This window comes from Microbacterium sp. 05T445 (genome assembly GCF_056395865.1).
In genome coordinates, this window is sequence record NZ_JBFTKJ010000002.1 from 1,908,723 (window position 1) to 1,924,012 (window position 15,290).

The following is a 15,290-nucleotide window of genomic DNA, read 5'->3' on the forward strand; positions in this document are numbered from 1 at the left end:
CCCACGTGACGCGGGACGACTCAGCCGGCGGACTCCCGCAGACCGACCTTCGGCTTTGCCCACGACCGGCCGCGGGTGTCCTTGAGGATGTCGTACTCGACGTCGACGTGCGGCTCGATGGCGCTGTACTTGTCGTTGGGTGCGCCGATCACGAGCTGGAAGCCGAGTCCGCGCCAGGCTCCGATCGCGCGCTTGGTGAAGTGCGCGTCGGCCTTGATGAGCGCCTCGTCCATGAACACCGGTGCGTAGCGCGGACGCTCGGCGCCGGCATCCCCCAGCTGATAGCGCAGGGCCGCGCCCACGATGAAGGCGATGAGCTCCTGCGACTCGCCACCGGACTTCTCGCCGATGTGGTCATAGAGCGCGATGTGCTGCTTCGTGGCCGCATCGACCCGCTCGGCGCTGACCCGGACGTGGTTGCGCACGTCGACGAGGTCGCCGAAGTCCGGTGCGGAGCGCCGCATCCGCCCGATGAGCCGGGTCATGCGGCGATAGACCTGCTCGCGGTCCTCGTCCGAGGATGCGGCGTCGATGAGACCGCGCACCTCGCGCAGCTCGCGGCGGAAGCGCTTGCGCGTCTCGGACTGGTTCTCCCGTGTCGTGATCTGCAGCCGGTGGTCGTCGTCGTAGAACGGCAGATCCTGCATGATGCGGTTGATCGGCTCGATCCGGTCGCGGATCTCGCGCAGCGAGCGGCTGAGCGTGGCATCGAGGTTCGTCAGGTCGTTGCCGGAGAGCTTCAGCAGGCTGTCGCGCCAGTCCGCCTCGAGCTGATGCAGACCGCTCGTCTCCAGCGCCTCGAGGATCCGCTCGAAGTCGGCGATCGACGTGTCGGGGTCGGGCAGCAGGTTCGGGTTCGGCCAGCGCTCCAGGAAGCCCACCATGATGCGCCGCACGCTGTCGTGCTGCTCGTCGTGCGATGCCACCGCGGCCGCGTGGTCCTCGTCGAGCCGCTGTGCGGCGGTCGCGAGCGCCCCGTCGAACCGGGTCAGCACCGTCGACGGGCTCGCCGCAGCGGCGGACTCGCGCAGCGTGAACCGCGTGTCGAGGAACGCCCGCTGGTCGTCGTCGAGCACAAGCCCGGCATCTTCCGCGGCGTCGATCGTCGACTGCGTGGCGTCGACGTCGTCGGTCACGTCGCCCCACCGCTCCTCGATCCGCTCGCGCTCGGCCTCGGCGCGCCCGATCTCCTCACGCAGGCGCGCCGCCGTGCCCTTGGCCGCGGCGATCTGCCCCTGCAGGCGAGCGATCTCGGGGTTGGATGCCGTGACGTCGTCCTGCACGGCGGTCCAGCGGTCCCGCTCCGCGGCGACGGTGTCGACGTCGATCTGGTCCCACGTGAGGTCGCCGATCTTCGCGTAGACGGCGAGCCGGGCGTCCACGGCATCCAGCGACTCCTCCGCGGTCTTCGCGGCCTCGGTCGCACGCTCCACCCGGTTGCGCGCGTCGTCGAGACGGCCCGCGAGGACGTGCAGCCGGCGCTCGTTCGAGAAGCCGAGCACGTTGTCGCGGCCGTGGCCGCCGTGCGCGCCGCGGTTGCCCTCCGACATCTGGCCGGTCAGAGTGAGCGCCATGCGGTGCTGCGAGAGCTCGCGCGCGGTATCGACGCACACGAAGCCGAATCGGTCGTCGAGTCGTTCCTGCAGCCAGCCGGTGAACGGCGATGCCTGGTAGTCCAGGCGCCCGGGCAGGGTGTCGGCGTCGCGCCCGCCGTTCGCGTCGATCCCGGTGTGAACGCCCTCGTACCGCAGGCGCACCGGTGTGCGCACGGTGTCGATCGCGGCGCGGAACGCCGGCAGGTCGGCCACGTCGATGAGGAGCGTCGTCGCGAAGCCTCCCAGCGCGAGATTGAACGCCTCGCGCCACGGCTCGAACTCCGTGCGCACCTCGATGAGCTCGCCCACGAACGGCAGGTCGTCGGGGTCCAGGCCTGCCGCCTCGGCGAGCAGCTCGCGGGACTCGTGCAGCGCTCGCGGGATGTTGTCGCGGCGCCCGGCGGCGCGACGGATCTCAGCCTCGAGCTCGGTCACCTCGGCCTCGGCGGACTTGAGCTCCAGCGCGGCATCCGAGAAGGCATTGCGCGCGGTGCGCTTGGCGTCGGCGTCGGCGATCCCCGCCCGCGCCTGCGCGACGAGCGTGTCGAACTCGGCGCGCGTCGACACCGCGGTCTCGAGCGCGCGGAGGTCCTCGTCGAACCGGACGCGGTTCACGCGCACGGTCGAGAGTCTCCGCTCCACCTCGCGCAGTTCGCGCTGCGCGGTCTCGAGGCGGTCGCCGCCCGACTGCCGCAGCACGTCGGCCAGGCCGTCGCGCTCGGCCTCGGCGGCGTCGGCGAGGGCGCGCTTCTCGCGCAGGGTCACGTCGACCGTGTGCGTGCGGTCTCGCAGCTCGGTCTCGACCTCGCGCAGCAGGTTCAGCCGGTGCTCGGCCCGCCACAGGCTCGCCAGCGACGCCGGGTCCGAGAAGTCGCCGATCTCGCCGATCAGCCGCACCCGCTCGGCGGCCGCGGCGATCTTCTCGCGCAGGTCGCGCAGCGGCTCGAGCGTGCTCACCTGCTGCCGGGCCGTGAGCATGCGCGTGCGTGTGCCCTCGAGTTCGTCGAAGTGCGCCACCACGGCGTCGGCGGTGGCCATCGTCTCGGGCTCTTCGAGCACGAGACGCTTGTACAGGTCGTCCACGGTCGTGATCTGCTGCCCCGCCTGGATGCGGGCCAGGAGGCTCATCGCCTTCGAACCGGCACCGGCTGCGCCGATGCCGAGCACGGCGTGCAGGCGCGCCGAGAATTCGCGGTCGGTGCCCACCGGGTCGAGCCCGACGGACTTCAGCGACGTGTCGGTGAGGTGCTGCGCAGCCGCGCGCTCCAGCGTGCTGAGGTCGAACGCGGCGTCGCTCGTCGCCCGCACGCGAACGGTGTCTTCGAGCACGCGCGCGCCGGCCGGGATGTACCAGGCGCGGACGGCGGTGAACCGCGATCCGTCGTGGTCGATCCACGTCATGGCGACGGCGGTCCAGGTGTCGACGCCGTCACCGCGCAGGACGCGCATCTTGGTGCCGTCCTCGGTGCGCGACTCATCGAGCTTGCCGCGGCCGTAGGAGAGGATGTTGCGCTGCTCGTCGCCGCGCGGACGTCCCGTCACTCCCCCGTTCGATGCGCCGTTGAACGGCGTCGTGTGCGGCATCATCAGGGCGATGTACGCGTCCATGAGCGTGGACTTGCCCGACCCGGATCCGCCGCACAGCAGCGTCGCCGCGGGCGAGAAGCGCACGCGGTGGGCGCCGTCGTATCCGCCCCAGTTGACCAGCTGCAGGTCTTCGGCCAGCCACTGCTGTCCGCGGGATGCCGCCGGGATCAGTCCGAACAGCGTGTCGAGCATCGTCATCGCAGCGCCCCCTCGAGCTCGGCGTCGTCCAGCGCGTCCTCGTCCAAGACGTCATCGGGGCCGCCCTCGTCGAGGTCTCCGTCGTCGAGCGGCGCCGCCTGCTGCGCGCGCAGCCAGTCGCGCAGCTCCCGCAGCTTCTCGGCACTGAGGACGATCTCGACGAGCGCACTGATGCGGAAGCGTCCCGCCGACTCCTCCTCGACGATGCCATCGCGCGCCAGGCGCTCCATCGCCTTGCGAACGGCACGCTGGCGGCGCGCGGTGTCGCCGTCGGCCTCCGCGAAGTAGCTCAGCACCGTCTGCTCGACATCCTCGATGTCCACGCGGGCCGACGGCTCGCCCGCCGCCGTCTCGCGCTGGTAGACCGTGCGGAGGTGCACGAGCACGAGCGTCTCGGGACGCGAGTACGGGGCATCCCTCAGCAGGATCGGCACATCGAGCTCGTCGGAGCGCACCTGCTGCTTGTAGGCGACGCCGCGGTCGTGGTCGATCACGAGGCGCACGAACAGGTCGTTCAGGCGCGACTCGATGAGCTGCTGGTTGTCGAGCAGCGCCTTCCACGTGTCGCGATGGCGGTCGGCCTGCACGAACCGGCGCTGCAGCACGTGCACCAGCACGCGCCGCACGTCGGCGTCGAGAACCCCGCGGTCGCCCGCGAACAGCTCGTCCGGGTCGTCCTCCATCGCCACAGGCCGGATGAACGGCGCCGTCGCATCCTCTCCCGCGGCGTCGGGATTCAGGATGCCGGTCCCCGGCACCTCGGGCTCGGTGCCGGTCTCGGCGATCGTGGTGCCGGGCTCAGTCATCGTCCGTCTCCTTCGCGGTGCGGGCGGTCACGGCGCCGAACGCGAACCGTCGCGTCGTGCCGTCGGGGCGGAGGGCCTCGACGACCGACACGGTCTCGCCCTCGTTCATGCCGTTGCGGTGGGCGATCTCCAGGAGACCGAGCAGGTCCACCGGCCGCCGGGTGTCGTCCGCGGCGCCCTGGAACGCCTCACCGAGGTCGAACTCGTCGCCGAGCCCCGTGACGTAGGCCTCGAGCTCCGCGTACCGTGGCCCACCCCACGCGCGGGTGTCGGCATCCAGGAACTCTGCGTGCTCGTCGGCGTCCGCCAGCGGCGCCGGCGCCCCCGGCGGACGGACGTCGCTGACCGACTGGCGGAGATGACCGATGTCGGCCATCGGCAGGCTGCGCAGCGGTTCGACCGGCGCGTCGGGCGAAGGACCGCTCGTCCAGGTCTGCAGGCCCGACATCACGTCACGCAGCAGATCGTCCACCTGGCGGTCCCGCACCGGGTCGTGGGTGCGCACCTGGCCGGTGATGACATGCGAGGCGCGGCGCTGCGCGGTCAGCACCTCGAGGACGCCCAGCTCGACGCGCCGGCCGATCGCATCGAGCTCCTGGCGCTGCTCGGCGTCCATGAGCCGCGCGAACGGCTGGGCGAGCACGGAATGCAGCTGCTCGGCGAGGTCGTCGATGCGCTCGGGATCGCCGAGCAGCCGCAGCGCGCCGGCGAACGCACGCCCCTCGGACGTGGACTGCATGACGTGCTGCCCGCGCTCGAGGTATTCGCGCAACACCTCGCCTGTCGGGCGCACATCGCGGCGGAGATCTGCGACGACATCGCGCTGCATGGCCTTGATCGACTCCGCGACGCGCGCGAAGTCGGCGGGCAGCTCGCGGGCCAGGTGCAGGATGTTCTCGGCCTCCTCCAGCAGCTGCTCGTCGTCGACCGGCTCGGCCACGCCGTGCGAGAGCCGCACGATCTCGGCGTCGATCGCGTCGCGCTCCTCGGTGAGACGCTGCAGGCGCCGTGCCGGGTCGGCCTCGGCATCCGATGCGAGTCGTTCGACGGCCTCCAGCAGCGTGCGCACGCGCGAGTTCGACACACGGGTGCGCCCGCCGCCGGTGCGGCCGGTGATCTCGAGGGCGCCGACCGCGTGGGCGGTGAGGCGGTAGACCTCGACGTCGCCCTCGATCTGCGGGACCAGCCATCCGACACGCACCCAGTAGCGGCAGATCTCGCGGGCCGTGCCCGACGGGAGAGCCCGCTCGCCGTCGTCGTACCCGGCGCCTCGCAACTCGTCGAGGATCTCGCTCACCTCGGCGTGCGCGTCGGAGACGGCGACCGTAGGCCGATCCACCGTGAACACGATCGACAGGACGGCGACCACGAACGGCGCGTAGCGACCGTGGAGAAGATCGAGGGTGGGAGTCCTGAACGCCGCCAGGGAGCGCAGATACGCCGCCTCGGCACGCGTGTTCGTCATCGGATCAAGCGTATCGGGCGGCGCGGCCTCATCCCGTCAGCGGCCCGTGCGGGGCGGCATCGGTGCGGTGCATGGCGCAAGTCGAGGCCGCGTACCTCGTGGCGTGCTGCGATGACGCGCGGGTCTGGGTCGAGTTCCGGGAGCTCATCCCCCGGGCGCCGCGGAGCACCGCCGCGGCCATCGACGCCGTCCTGAGTCCGGCCCGCATGCCGCGGCAGCGCAACAGGGTGTGTCGCCGCGGCGAGCGCACGCCCGGTCGTTCGGCAGCACCGTGGATGCCGGGATGCCGGAGTCGTAGGCTGGCGCCGTCGAAGGAGGTTCGCCGTGACTGTCGACATCGAGGTCGTGCCGCTGGACAAGCCGGACGACGTGAACGTGATCATCGGCCAATCGCATTTCATCAAGACCGTCGAGGACCTGCACGAGGCCCTCGTCGGGGTCGGCGGCGCACTGAGGTTCGGGGTGGCGTTCTGCGAGGCATCCGGGGCCCGCCTCGTCAGACGCACCGGCAACGATGCGGACCTCGTCGACCTGGCCGTTACCGCCGCGACCGCGATCGCGGCGGGGCACGTGTTCGTGATCATGCTCCGCGACGGGTTCCCCGTGAACGTGCTCAACCAGGTCAAGGCGGTGCCCGAGGTGTGCACCGTCTTCTGCGCGACAGCCAATCCCGTGCAGGCCCTCGTCGCCGTGACGGATGCCGGCCGCGGCGTCGTCGGCGTCATCGACGGCCAGCCGCCCGTCGGTGTCGAGACCGACGAGGATGTCGCCGACCGCAAGGAGCTGCTCCGCGCGATCGGCTACAAGCTCTGACGCGGCGCCGACGTCAGGACGCGAGAGCGACGTTCCGCAGCGGTCATGCGGTCATCGTCGCCAGCAGTTCGGCGACCTCGACGGAGAAGACGCCGATGCGCGTGTCGGCGATGCCGACCGGCATCCACAGCACGCCCTCGTGGATGAGTCCGCCGCAGGAGTAGACCACGTTGGGCACGTAGCCGTCTCGTCGGTCCTGGAGGGGCTCGAGGATCGGGTCGGTGGTGCGACCGATGACGATGGTGGGGTCGCGCAGGTCGAGCAGCAACGCCCCGATCACGTACGTGCGCATCGGCCCGACCCCGTGCGTGAGCACGAGCCAGCCCTGCGGCGTCTCCATCGGCGAGCCGCAGTTGCCGGTCTGGACGATCTCCCAGGGCGCGCGTGGTGCGTGCACCCGCCCGACCATCGTCCAGTTCATCCCGTCGTGCGATTCGGCGAGGGAGATGCTCTCGCCGTCGGTGCGGCACAACGCGAGGTACCTGTCATCGACCATGTGGGGGAACAGCGCCATCCCCTTGTTCTCCGCGGCGTCACCGGTCAGGCGATGCATGCTGAACCGCCGGAGGTCGGGACTGACGATGAGGCGTGGAGCGATGGCGTGCCCGTCGAAGGCGGTGTAGGTGGCGAGGTATCCCGTGCTGCCGTCGCCGTCGGTGAAGCGGACGAATCGGGCGTCCTCCATCCCCTGGTGCTCCTCCGCCGCGACGGGCATGAGCACGCGCTGGCTCAGGCCCGTGTGGAGCGGGAACTCCGCGCGATACGCGGACGTCGCCAGATTGTGGAGCGCCTCGATCTGCGGACGGCTGTCGGCGCGCGACGACAGTCCGCTGGGCAGCGCCGCGACGGCGGCATCCAGGTCAGCAGTCGAGAACCGATCGGGCAGTTCGCGCAGAACGGCGTGAGAGGTCTCGTTGAGGATGCCGTCGCGCTCCGCGGCGGCCCGGAAGTGCGCGATGCTCCAGTCCCCGTCGGCCAGCTGCGGGCGCCAGACCGGGCGTCCGCGGGCCTCGAAGGTCCAGTTCGAGCCGGGACCGATGACGGCTTCGGCGAACTCGATCGACGAGAGGTGCCCTTCGCCGATCGCTCGGAGGGCGACCGCGATGCGCAGCCTGCCGGCGCCGATGCCGCTCTGGTCGGGGTGCACGACGGCGCTGGGGTTGCACAGGGCGGCTCCTTCGAGGGCGAACTCCGCGGTGAAGCTCGCTCCGAGCAGGATCCGCCGCGGCTCGGCGATCTCGACCGGATCGGGCAGGCGAGAGCTCACCGCGTCCGCGTTGGCGAGGAGCAGCCCGCGCAGATCGGGATGCCGCGCCCCGAAGTCCCGTGTCAGCCGTGCCGCGATCTGCTCGGTGTCTTCGTCCGTCAGCGCGAGGACGCGGGCGACGACCTCCGTCGCGCGGGACCCGGTGACGGGCAGTTCCTCGCCAGGAAGGAACAGCCGACCGATCACCCGATCCGGCTCGGCGCGGAGGGCGGCGGGGTGCATCCGGCCGAGCATCATGCGCGGCTCGGCATTCCGATGCGGGACGCCTGCTGGTGGGTGCTGATGGCCGCCAGCGTCGACTCGGCCCCGCGGTTCTCGTTGCGCCCGTCCCGTTGCAGCCCGTCGAACCCCGCTCCGGTGTCCTCGTCGATCATCGGGATGCCGCCGTCGTTGCGGCCGGTGAACCACTGCCAGGCCAGTTCCACGCCGGCAAGCCAGTCCGGGTCGCCGGTCACCTCGTAGGCACGTGCGCAGGCGTCGGCGATGGCGGCGACCTCGAGCGGCTGCTGATCGAACTGCGGGTCCGCGTCGCCGGGGCCACGGCCGGTGGTGCCCGTCACCGAGAGGCGGTCCCCTGCGGTCTCGAGCGTGAGCAGGAACGTGAGCAGGTGCAGGCCCCGGTCGGTCGCGACGTCGTCGCCCAGGGCGCTGCCCGCTGCGATCAGAGCCTCGGCGATGGAGGCGTTCGCGTATCGCAGACGCGGCTCGGGCCACGGCCAGCTCGCTCTGTGCTGCGCAGGGACGGCGCGGACGAGGTCGGCGAGGAGTGCCTCGGCGGCGCGATCGCCGGGATGCGTCCGGGCGACCTCGGCCGCGCCGAGCGCCGCGAACGCCGTCGCGTGCAGATCACGTGATCGTTGCACGGCCGCACGATGGAACGCGTGCAGGGCGCGGCCCCGGATCGACGGGTCGGATCCCTGTGCCGCCGCGGTCCCGAGAGCCCAGAGCAGTCGTCCCCACCAGTCGCCCGTGGACGGCTCGTCGGACCACCGGCCGTGCTCGTCCATCCTGTTGTGCGCGCGTCCGTCCGGCCCGATGGCGGCCTCCAGGAAGCGGAGGTACAGCTCGGCCAGCTGCAGGATCTCGGCCTCCTGCCCCGGGTCGCGCACGACCACGATGAGCGCGCGCGCGACGTCGTCGACGCAATACCCGTGCTCACGCCGTGGCGTATCGAGCAGCGCGTGCTCGAAGACGCCCTGGTGATCGGTGAGCGCTCGCAGGTGCAGGAACCGCGTCGGCGCGTGCATCACGCTGCCTGCGCGGCGTCGAGCCCGGCGGCCACGAGTCGATACCGGTTCGCGACCGCTGCCCACGTCGTCAGGCTCGCGCCGTGCAGCGCGGCTTCGCGCATGCGCCGGGCGACGCCGTCCGCGCTGAGGATCCTTCGCAGAGCGGACGCGACGGACCGCGGGTCCTCATGGGCGACGATGATGCCGGCGCCGTCGGCGAGCAGTTCGACCGCGTGCGGGAAGCCGGTGGCGACCACCGGGATGCCTGCGGCCACCGCCTCGGCCAGGACGCCGGAGGTGGCCTGATCGCGGGAGTCATAGGGCAGCAGCACGACGTCCGCCGACGCGATCAGCGCGGCGAGCTCGGCGGGGTCCAGGTAGCGTCCGTCGAGGTGGACGGACGGCTGGATGCCGAGCTCGCCGACCAGATCGGTGAGTCCGGCTCGGTAGCTCTCACCCGCGTGCGCGAGGACCTTCGGGTGCGTCTGGCCGGCGACGACGTACTCGATCGGAGGGTCCATGTCGGCGAGCTGGGCGATGGCCCGGATGCCCCACTCGATGCCCTTGCCCGGCGAGATCAGGCCCCACGTGAGGACGCGTCTGCGACGATGCGGCGTGGCGGCGGCGAGGGCCACGTGGGCCACGCCGTGAGGGATGACGCGCACGATCGAGGAGTCCACCGCGTAGTGCTGGGTGAGAATGTCGCGCGCACCGCTGGTCATCACGACCACCTGGGCGGCGAGCGCGCACACCCGGGTGAGCACCCGTCGCTGGTTCGGCGTCGGTGCCGGGAGCACGGTGTGAAGCACCACGATGACCGGTGTCGTGACGGAGGCGAGCACGTCGAGGATCTCCTCGCCGTCCTGCCCGCCATAGATGCCGTACTCGTGCTGAACGATCGCGACATCGCAGCCGTTGAGGGCCGAGGTCGCGGCGTTCATGCTGTGCCGGTCGCGTGCGATCAGCTCCGTCCTCACGCGCGGGGAGGCGTCGACGTCACGACGGTGCGCGCCATCGGGTCCGTCCAGCACGCGCACGATGTCCGCCGTGTCCGACGGCCCGACGGTCAGCGCGTGCGCAAGGGCTTCGGTGAACGTCGCGAGACCGCAACGGGTGGGCGGGTAGGTGCTCAGGAATCCATAGTGGGTCACGGGGACGCTCTCCTCGGTGTTGCCCGAGCGCCGACGGCGTCTCGGGTAGTGGCGAGACGTCTGCCGAAGGCATCCCTCGTGGAATCGCGTCGATGGCGATCCGGTCCACGGCCGGAAGGGCTGAGCTCCCGGACGCTGTGGTCGCACACTACGCGCGCCACCTGTGAGTCGGCCTGGGTGAGGCGAAAGCGCGCCGTCACCGCGTCTGCCGGACGTCGACGGCCGCAGAGCGGCTGCATCGTCAGCTCGTGGCGAGGGGACTGTGCACCCGGAGCGCACCCGGACGGACGCTGACCCGGACCCGCGTGACATGTCCGAAAGCGTCGCCGTCGAGTTCGATGGCGTGAGGGGTCTCGAAGTGCGCATCGAACTGGCGTCCCTGCACGTACGCGAGCGCGTCGTGCGCCGGCGCCCGCTCGAGCAGCTCCCGGCCGGCGCGACCGCGACGAGCCATGCCTTGGAGTGCGAGCCGGAACCCGATGCGCGCCCATCCGAAGGGCCCTTCCGGGCGCATCATCACCACGTCCAGGAGTCCGTCGTCGATCACGGCGGTGGGGATCAGGAGCATGTTCCCGGTGAGCGTTCCGCAATTGCCGACGATGACGGTGTGCGCCCGCGTCGATCTGGCCCGACCACGGTCGACCCGGTAGTCGAGGTGGAAGCGTCGGTTCGCGAGGATCGAGCGGGCGATCGGCGAGACGTAGGCGAACCATCCCAGGTGCTTCTTGGCGAGCGCGCTCGTGTTCTGCGCCATCTCCGCGTCCAGGCCGATGCCGGCCATGACCACGAACACGTGCGTGCGCCGTGCGCCCGTCTCGTCCTCCAGGTCGGCGACACCGACATCGACAGCGCGGATCTGCCCGGTGAAGGCGGCGGCGACGCAGGCGGCGACGTCGTTGAGGGGTGTTCCGAGGTCGCGCGCGAGGAGGTTTCCGGTGCCTGCGGGAAGCAACGCGATCGGGATCCCGGTGCTGTGCATCACCTCCGCCACCGCTCGGACGGTGCCATCACCACCGGCGACGATCACCACTGCCGGACGATCGAGGAGGGCTTTCTCCGCGGCCGCCCGACCCGAATCGTCGCTGTCGGTCTCGTACCAGCGCGTCTCGCCCCACCCGTGCAGGCGCTCCTGTTCCTCGACGACCGGACGGACCCGATCAGCACGCGACTTGGCCGGGTTGTAGACGACCGCAGCGTGGCTCAGGCTCGTGCCCGGTGCGGCCCGGGTGGTCTCGGGGTGAGGGGCTGGCACTGTCGCCACACTCCGTTCGAAAGGCAGAACAGGGTCGCCGGGCGTACGGGACGAGCGGTACCCGTCCCGCATCCCATCACCGGCGGGGTCGGTGACCGTGACCGCCCTCGCCCGTCCAGTCGTTGATCTGAGCGAGGTCGGCGTCGGCACGGGCCGTCTGTTCGGCCCCTTCCCCGTGCTCTGTCGTCCTCTCGGAGGCCCGGAAGGACACCGACTCCGCGAGCGCCGCCACGGCTGCCGCCCGCACCTGCTCGCTCGCAGCGGCATCCCGGAACCGGTCCGCCGCAGCATCCTCTTTCGCATGGACCCCGGCACTGATCTCGGCGAGCCGGTCGGCGACCACCCGTGCGAGCCCGTCACGCAGCTCCTCGAGATTCGTGTTCGCGATCTCCAGGCGACGGTCCGAGACCGTCAGCTCGACCGTCGGATACCCCGCCCGCGCAAGGAAGGTCCTAGTATCCTCGCCGAGGATCTCGGTGACCTCGTCCCGTTCGGGACGACGTGTGAACACCGCTTCGACCGTGTACCGGTCCGGTGCATGGTCTGTCATCAGCGCAGCAGGCAACGAACCCACCAGCACCGATCCCAGGCCCAGCGTCGCGGCAGCTGTGCCGCTCGTTCGTGTCTGTGTCTCCATGACCGAACGGTACGCCTGCAAGATGTACGCCTCACAGGTTCGGCGGTGTACCGCCCCGTTGAGGCGGTCACCGTCGGAGACGACGAGAGCCTCCCGCATTCCTGCGGAAGGCTCTCGTCTCTCGTCGACCTCGGGGAAGTCTCCTGCGTCAGGTTCTGACTTCCTCCGGATGGTCGGGATGACAGGATTTGAACCTGCGACCCCTTGACCCCCAGTCAAGTGCGCTACCAAGCTGCGCCACATCCCGATATTCAGTTGACGTGCCCGCACTGCCGCGCGGACAACTCCCCCATCCTACCCGGTCCGTGGAGGCGTCGCGAACACGGCGACGCCCGGGCGTGGCATCCTCACGGCTTGCCGGTGTCGGCAGCCGCGGGTACGTTCGCGGAATGGCCCAGATCACCATCGAACCGGCCACCGCGGGCCGCTTCGACGACGCGCAGCACGCGCTGACGGGCGGCGGCGACGGACGCAGCTGCCAGTGCCAGTGGTGGATGCTCACCAACGCGGACTTCGACAAGACGACGCTGGACGAGCGGCGGGAGCTGCTCCGCGACGAGCTCGCTGAGACACCATCGCCGGCACTCATCGCCTACGTCGACGGCGAAGCGGCGGGCTGGGTGCGGGTCGGGCCGCGGACGCGTCAGGTCCGGCTCGCACGCACGCGCAACTTCGCCTCGCATTCCGACGAGCCATGGGACGACGAGGCCGTGTGGGCGGTGACCTGCTTCGTCGTCCGCAAGGAGCACCGCAAGCAGGGTCTCAACGCCCGGCTGCTGGCGGCGGCGGTCGACTACGCCCGCGCCGCCGGTGCGCGTGTGCTCGAGGCGTACCCGCTCGACCCCGACGCGGGCAGGAAGATCCCGGTCAACGACCTGTACCACGGGGTGCTCTCGACGTTCGAACAGGCGGGTTTCCGCGAGGTCGCCCGCCCGCGACCCCACCTGGCGATCGTCTCCCTCGACCTCGCCGACTGAGCGAACCGGCACACCGGTCGCTCAGCGCACCGTCCGCGCTTCGCGCCGCGCCCCGTCGACCTCGAGCACACCCACCACTGCTGCCAGCAGGGCCGCCGCGGCGACGTACTCCGACGACGGGAGCAGTCCGCACAGTCCGATGAGCAGCGCTCCCGCGAGGACCGCCGCCGACGCCCACCGCGACAGCGCGCCGCGCAGCAGCACCAGCCACGACGCGGCGACGACGATGGCGATCGGCAGTGTCAGCGCGAGCCCGGCCACGGTGCCGGAGACCTCGGAATGGCCGGTGATCTGGTCGATCTCGACCTCGACGCCGGCAGACACGGCGCCCACCGCGGCGAAGATCACGTAGTGGAGGTAGCCGAACCGGAAGCCCGACCGCAGCCCGCCAAGACGCCCGTGCTGCTCGCGGGAGAAGTACACCCACCAGATGCCGGCCGTGACGACGATGCCCGAGATCGCGAGCGTGATCAGCTCCGGCATGTGCTCGCCTTCACCGAGTGCGTCGAAGATCGCGTTCGCGGAGGCGAGCAGGCTCTCGCCCAGCAGCAGCAGCGTGAACAGCCCGTACCGCTCCGCGATGTGGTGCGGGTGCCACGGCGTGCGCCCTGCCGCCTCTCCCCACACCGGCACGAGGAGTTCGAGCACCACCAGCGCGAAGAACGTCCAGAACTGCGCCGTCGGGTCGAGCAGATAGATGCGCGCCACCCACAGCACCTGCACGACGGTGACGCCCGCCGCCATGCGCAGCGCCGTGCGCCGGGAGCCGGGATCGGATGCCGCGGCCCGCAGCCACTGCGCGACCATCGCGAGCCGCATGATGACGTAACCCCATGTCACCACGAGGAAGTCGAACTCCACCATCGCATCGTGGACGCCCGCCGCCAGGACCAGCACGCCACCCATCTGCACGATCGTGAGCACGCGGTACAGCCAGTCGTCGGTGTCGAACGCCGACGAGAACCACGTGAAGTTCATCCACGCCCACCAGATCGCGAAGAAGACCATCAGGTACGCGAGCACGCCCTGCCCGACGTGGTCGTCGCTGATCAGGTGGTGGAGGTTCTGCGAGGCCTGCGACACCGCGACGACGAACACGAGGTCGAACAGCAGCTCGAGCGGGGTCGATACGCGGTGCGGGGCGTCCGTGTCGCGAGCGGACATCCGGATCAGCCCCATCCGGGCGAGCACATCGGTCATGCGACGATTATGGTTGCCCTGCACATCGAGGAGGATCATGCGTCGGCTCTGGATCGGGTTCGTCCCCTACATCGCGATGTCGGTGGTGCACGTCGCCGCTCTCGCGGCGGATGCCGATGCGCTCGCGGCGCCGACGAAGCTCACGCTGATGCCGATGCTCGCCCTCGCCGCGGTGTGGGGCGCCGCCGGGTCGTCGTGGACCGGCGCGCACACGCTGCTGCTCGTCGCGATCGGGCTGTCGTGGCTCGGCGACGGCGCGGGCACGTTCTTCCCGTTCGCCCCCGAGCTGCCGATGATGCTCCTCTGCTTCGGCCTGGCCCACATCGCCTACATCGTGCTGTTCTGGCGGCGGCTCGCCGTTCGCCGGGTGCCGCTGTGGGCGGGTGTGTACGCGGTGTGGTGGATCGTGCTGCTGGCCGTGCTGTGGCCGCACCTCGGCGGTCTCTCGTTCGCCGTGGCGGCGTACGGGCTCGTGCTGGGCGGGACCGCGGTGGCGGCATCCCGCTGTCATCCGCTCATCGTGTGGGGCGGTGTGTTCTTCCTGACGTCGGACTCCGTGCTCGCGTTCCGCCTGTTCATGCCCGATGCGATGCCGGACTGGACCAGTCCCCTCGTCATGCTCACGTACTGCCTCGGCCAGGGGCTGATCGCGGCGGGCGTCGTCGTCGGTGTTCGGGCGCGGCGGGCGGTCGCGTCCGAACCGGTGGCCGTATGACGGATGCCGCGCCCCCGGCGCGCCCCGTGCGCGTGGATTCCTGGCTCTGGGCGGTCCGGATCTACAAGACCCGTTCTGCGGCCACAGCCGCCTGCCGTGCGGGACATGTCCGCGTCGGCGGTGAACGCGCCAAGGCGGCGCAGACCGTCAAGCCGGGCGACGAGGTGCGCGTGCGCATCGACGGGTTCGACCGGATGCTCGTGGTGCGCCAGACGATCACCAAACGTGTCGGCGCGCCGCTCGTGGCGGCGGCGATGGAAGACCGGACACCACCGCGCGACCCTACGCCCGTCATGGCCCAGCGCGACCGCGGGGCCGGCCGTCCGACGAAGCGGGAACGGCGCGAGATCGACCGCCTGCGCGGCCGCGACGAGCTCTGACTCCTCTGGCGCGCTTCG

13 protein-coding genes and 1 tRNA gene are annotated in these 15,290 nt (G+C 71.0%); 4 read left to right on the forward strand and 10 right to left on the reverse strand.

The features are described from left to right. Positions 1 to 20: 20 nt before the first annotated feature. From AC1DDU_RS18620 to AC1DDU_RS18630, 3 genes are all read right to left on the reverse strand, one after another. Entirely contained in the window at positions 21 to 3,380 is a 3,360-nt protein-coding gene (locus AC1DDU_RS18620) for an ATP-binding protein (RefSeq protein ID WP_477436727.1), read from the reverse strand. Further along, the gene (locus AC1DDU_RS18625; RefSeq protein ID WP_477436895.1) at positions 3,377 to 4,063 is read right to left on the reverse strand and encodes a DUF4194 domain-containing protein; all 687 of its coding nucleotides are present in this window, start codon (positions 4,061 to 4,063) and stop codon (positions 3,377 to 3,379) included. The genes AC1DDU_RS18620 and AC1DDU_RS18625 overlap by 4 nt, the downstream gene beginning before the upstream one ends. A 115-nt stretch (positions 4,064 to 4,178) precedes the next feature. Further along, entirely contained in the window at positions 4,179 to 5,651 is a 1,473-nt protein-coding gene (locus AC1DDU_RS18630) for a DUF3375 domain-containing protein (RefSeq protein WP_477436729.1), read from the reverse strand. A 324-nt stretch (positions 5,652 to 5,975) separates the two neighbouring features. Here AC1DDU_RS18630 and AC1DDU_RS18635 point away from each other — a divergent pair, with 324 nt between their 5' ends. Continuing rightward, the gene (locus AC1DDU_RS18635; RefSeq protein ID WP_477436731.1) at positions 5,976 to 6,464 is read left to right on the forward strand and encodes an adenosine-specific kinase; all 489 of its coding nucleotides are present in this window, start codon (positions 5,976 to 5,978) and stop codon (positions 6,462 to 6,464) included. 43 nt (positions 6,465 to 6,507) lie between these two features. Here AC1DDU_RS18635 and AC1DDU_RS18640 read toward each other — a convergent pair whose 3' ends face one another. From AC1DDU_RS18640 to AC1DDU_RS18665, 6 genes are all read right to left on the reverse strand, one after another. After that, positions 6,508 to 7,953, reverse strand: coding sequence for a glycoside hydrolase family 130 protein (locus tag AC1DDU_RS18640; protein WP_477436733.1), 1,446 nt, complete (start codon positions 7,951 to 7,953; stop codon positions 6,508 to 6,510). A gap of 11 nt (positions 7,954 to 7,964) precedes the next feature. Continuing rightward, on the reverse strand, positions 7,965 to 8,978 hold the full coding sequence (locus tag AC1DDU_RS18645) for a glycosyltransferase (RefSeq protein WP_477436735.1): 1,014 nt from the start codon (positions 8,976 to 8,978) through the stop codon (positions 7,965 to 7,967). Beyond that, the gene (locus AC1DDU_RS18650) at positions 8,978 to 10,111 is read right to left on the reverse strand and encodes a glycosyltransferase (protein ID WP_477436737.1); all 1,134 of its coding nucleotides are present in this window, start codon (positions 10,109 to 10,111) and stop codon (positions 8,978 to 8,980) included. The genes AC1DDU_RS18645 and AC1DDU_RS18650 overlap by 1 nt, the downstream gene beginning before the upstream one ends. Positions 10,112 to 10,352: 241 nt before the next feature. Then, positions 10,353 to 11,363 (reverse strand): diacylglycerol/lipid kinase family protein, encoded by a 1,011-nt coding sequence (locus tag AC1DDU_RS18655; protein WP_477436739.1) that lies wholly within the window; start codon positions 11,361 to 11,363, stop codon positions 10,353 to 10,355. A gap of 76 nt (positions 11,364 to 11,439) precedes the next feature. Beyond that, positions 11,440 to 12,000 carry a hypothetical protein gene (locus AC1DDU_RS18660; RefSeq protein WP_477436741.1) on the reverse strand — a complete coding sequence of 187 codons (561 nt, stop codon included), beginning with the start codon at positions 11,998 to 12,000 and terminating at the stop codon, positions 11,440 to 11,442. Positions 12,001 to 12,170: 170 nt separating this feature from the next. Continuing rightward, a tRNA-Pro gene (locus tag AC1DDU_RS18665) sits at positions 12,171 to 12,247 on the reverse strand. 142 nt (positions 12,248 to 12,389) lie between these two features. Between AC1DDU_RS18665 and AC1DDU_RS18670 the strand changes: the two genes are divergently transcribed. Beyond that, a complete protein-coding gene (locus AC1DDU_RS18670; RefSeq protein WP_477436743.1) occupies positions 12,390 to 12,977 on the forward strand; it encodes an N-acetyltransferase family protein in 588 nt (195 codons plus the stop codon). Positions 12,978 to 12,998: 21 nt separating this feature from the next. Here AC1DDU_RS18670 and AC1DDU_RS18675 read toward each other — a convergent pair whose 3' ends face one another. After that, complete coding sequence (locus tag AC1DDU_RS18675) at positions 12,999 to 14,177, reverse strand: low temperature requirement protein A (protein ID WP_477436745.1); 1,179 nt, start codon at positions 14,175 to 14,177, stop codon at positions 12,999 to 13,001. A gap of 37 nt (positions 14,178 to 14,214) precedes the next feature. Here AC1DDU_RS18675 and AC1DDU_RS18680 point away from each other — a divergent pair, with 37 nt between their 5' ends. Both AC1DDU_RS18680 and AC1DDU_RS18685 read left to right on the forward strand, forming a co-directional pair. After that, on the forward strand, positions 14,215 to 14,892 hold the full coding sequence (locus AC1DDU_RS18680; protein ID WP_477436747.1) for a lysoplasmalogenase: 678 nt from the start codon (positions 14,215 to 14,217) through the stop codon (positions 14,890 to 14,892). Next, positions 14,889 to 15,272: an RNA-binding S4 domain-containing protein gene (locus AC1DDU_RS18685; RefSeq protein WP_477436749.1), complete on the forward strand. Its 384-nt coding sequence runs from the start codon at positions 14,889 to 14,891 to the stop codon at positions 15,270 to 15,272. Before AC1DDU_RS18680 ends, AC1DDU_RS18685 begins: the two co-directional genes overlap by 4 nt. Positions 15,273 to 15,290 lie beyond the last annotated feature (18 nt).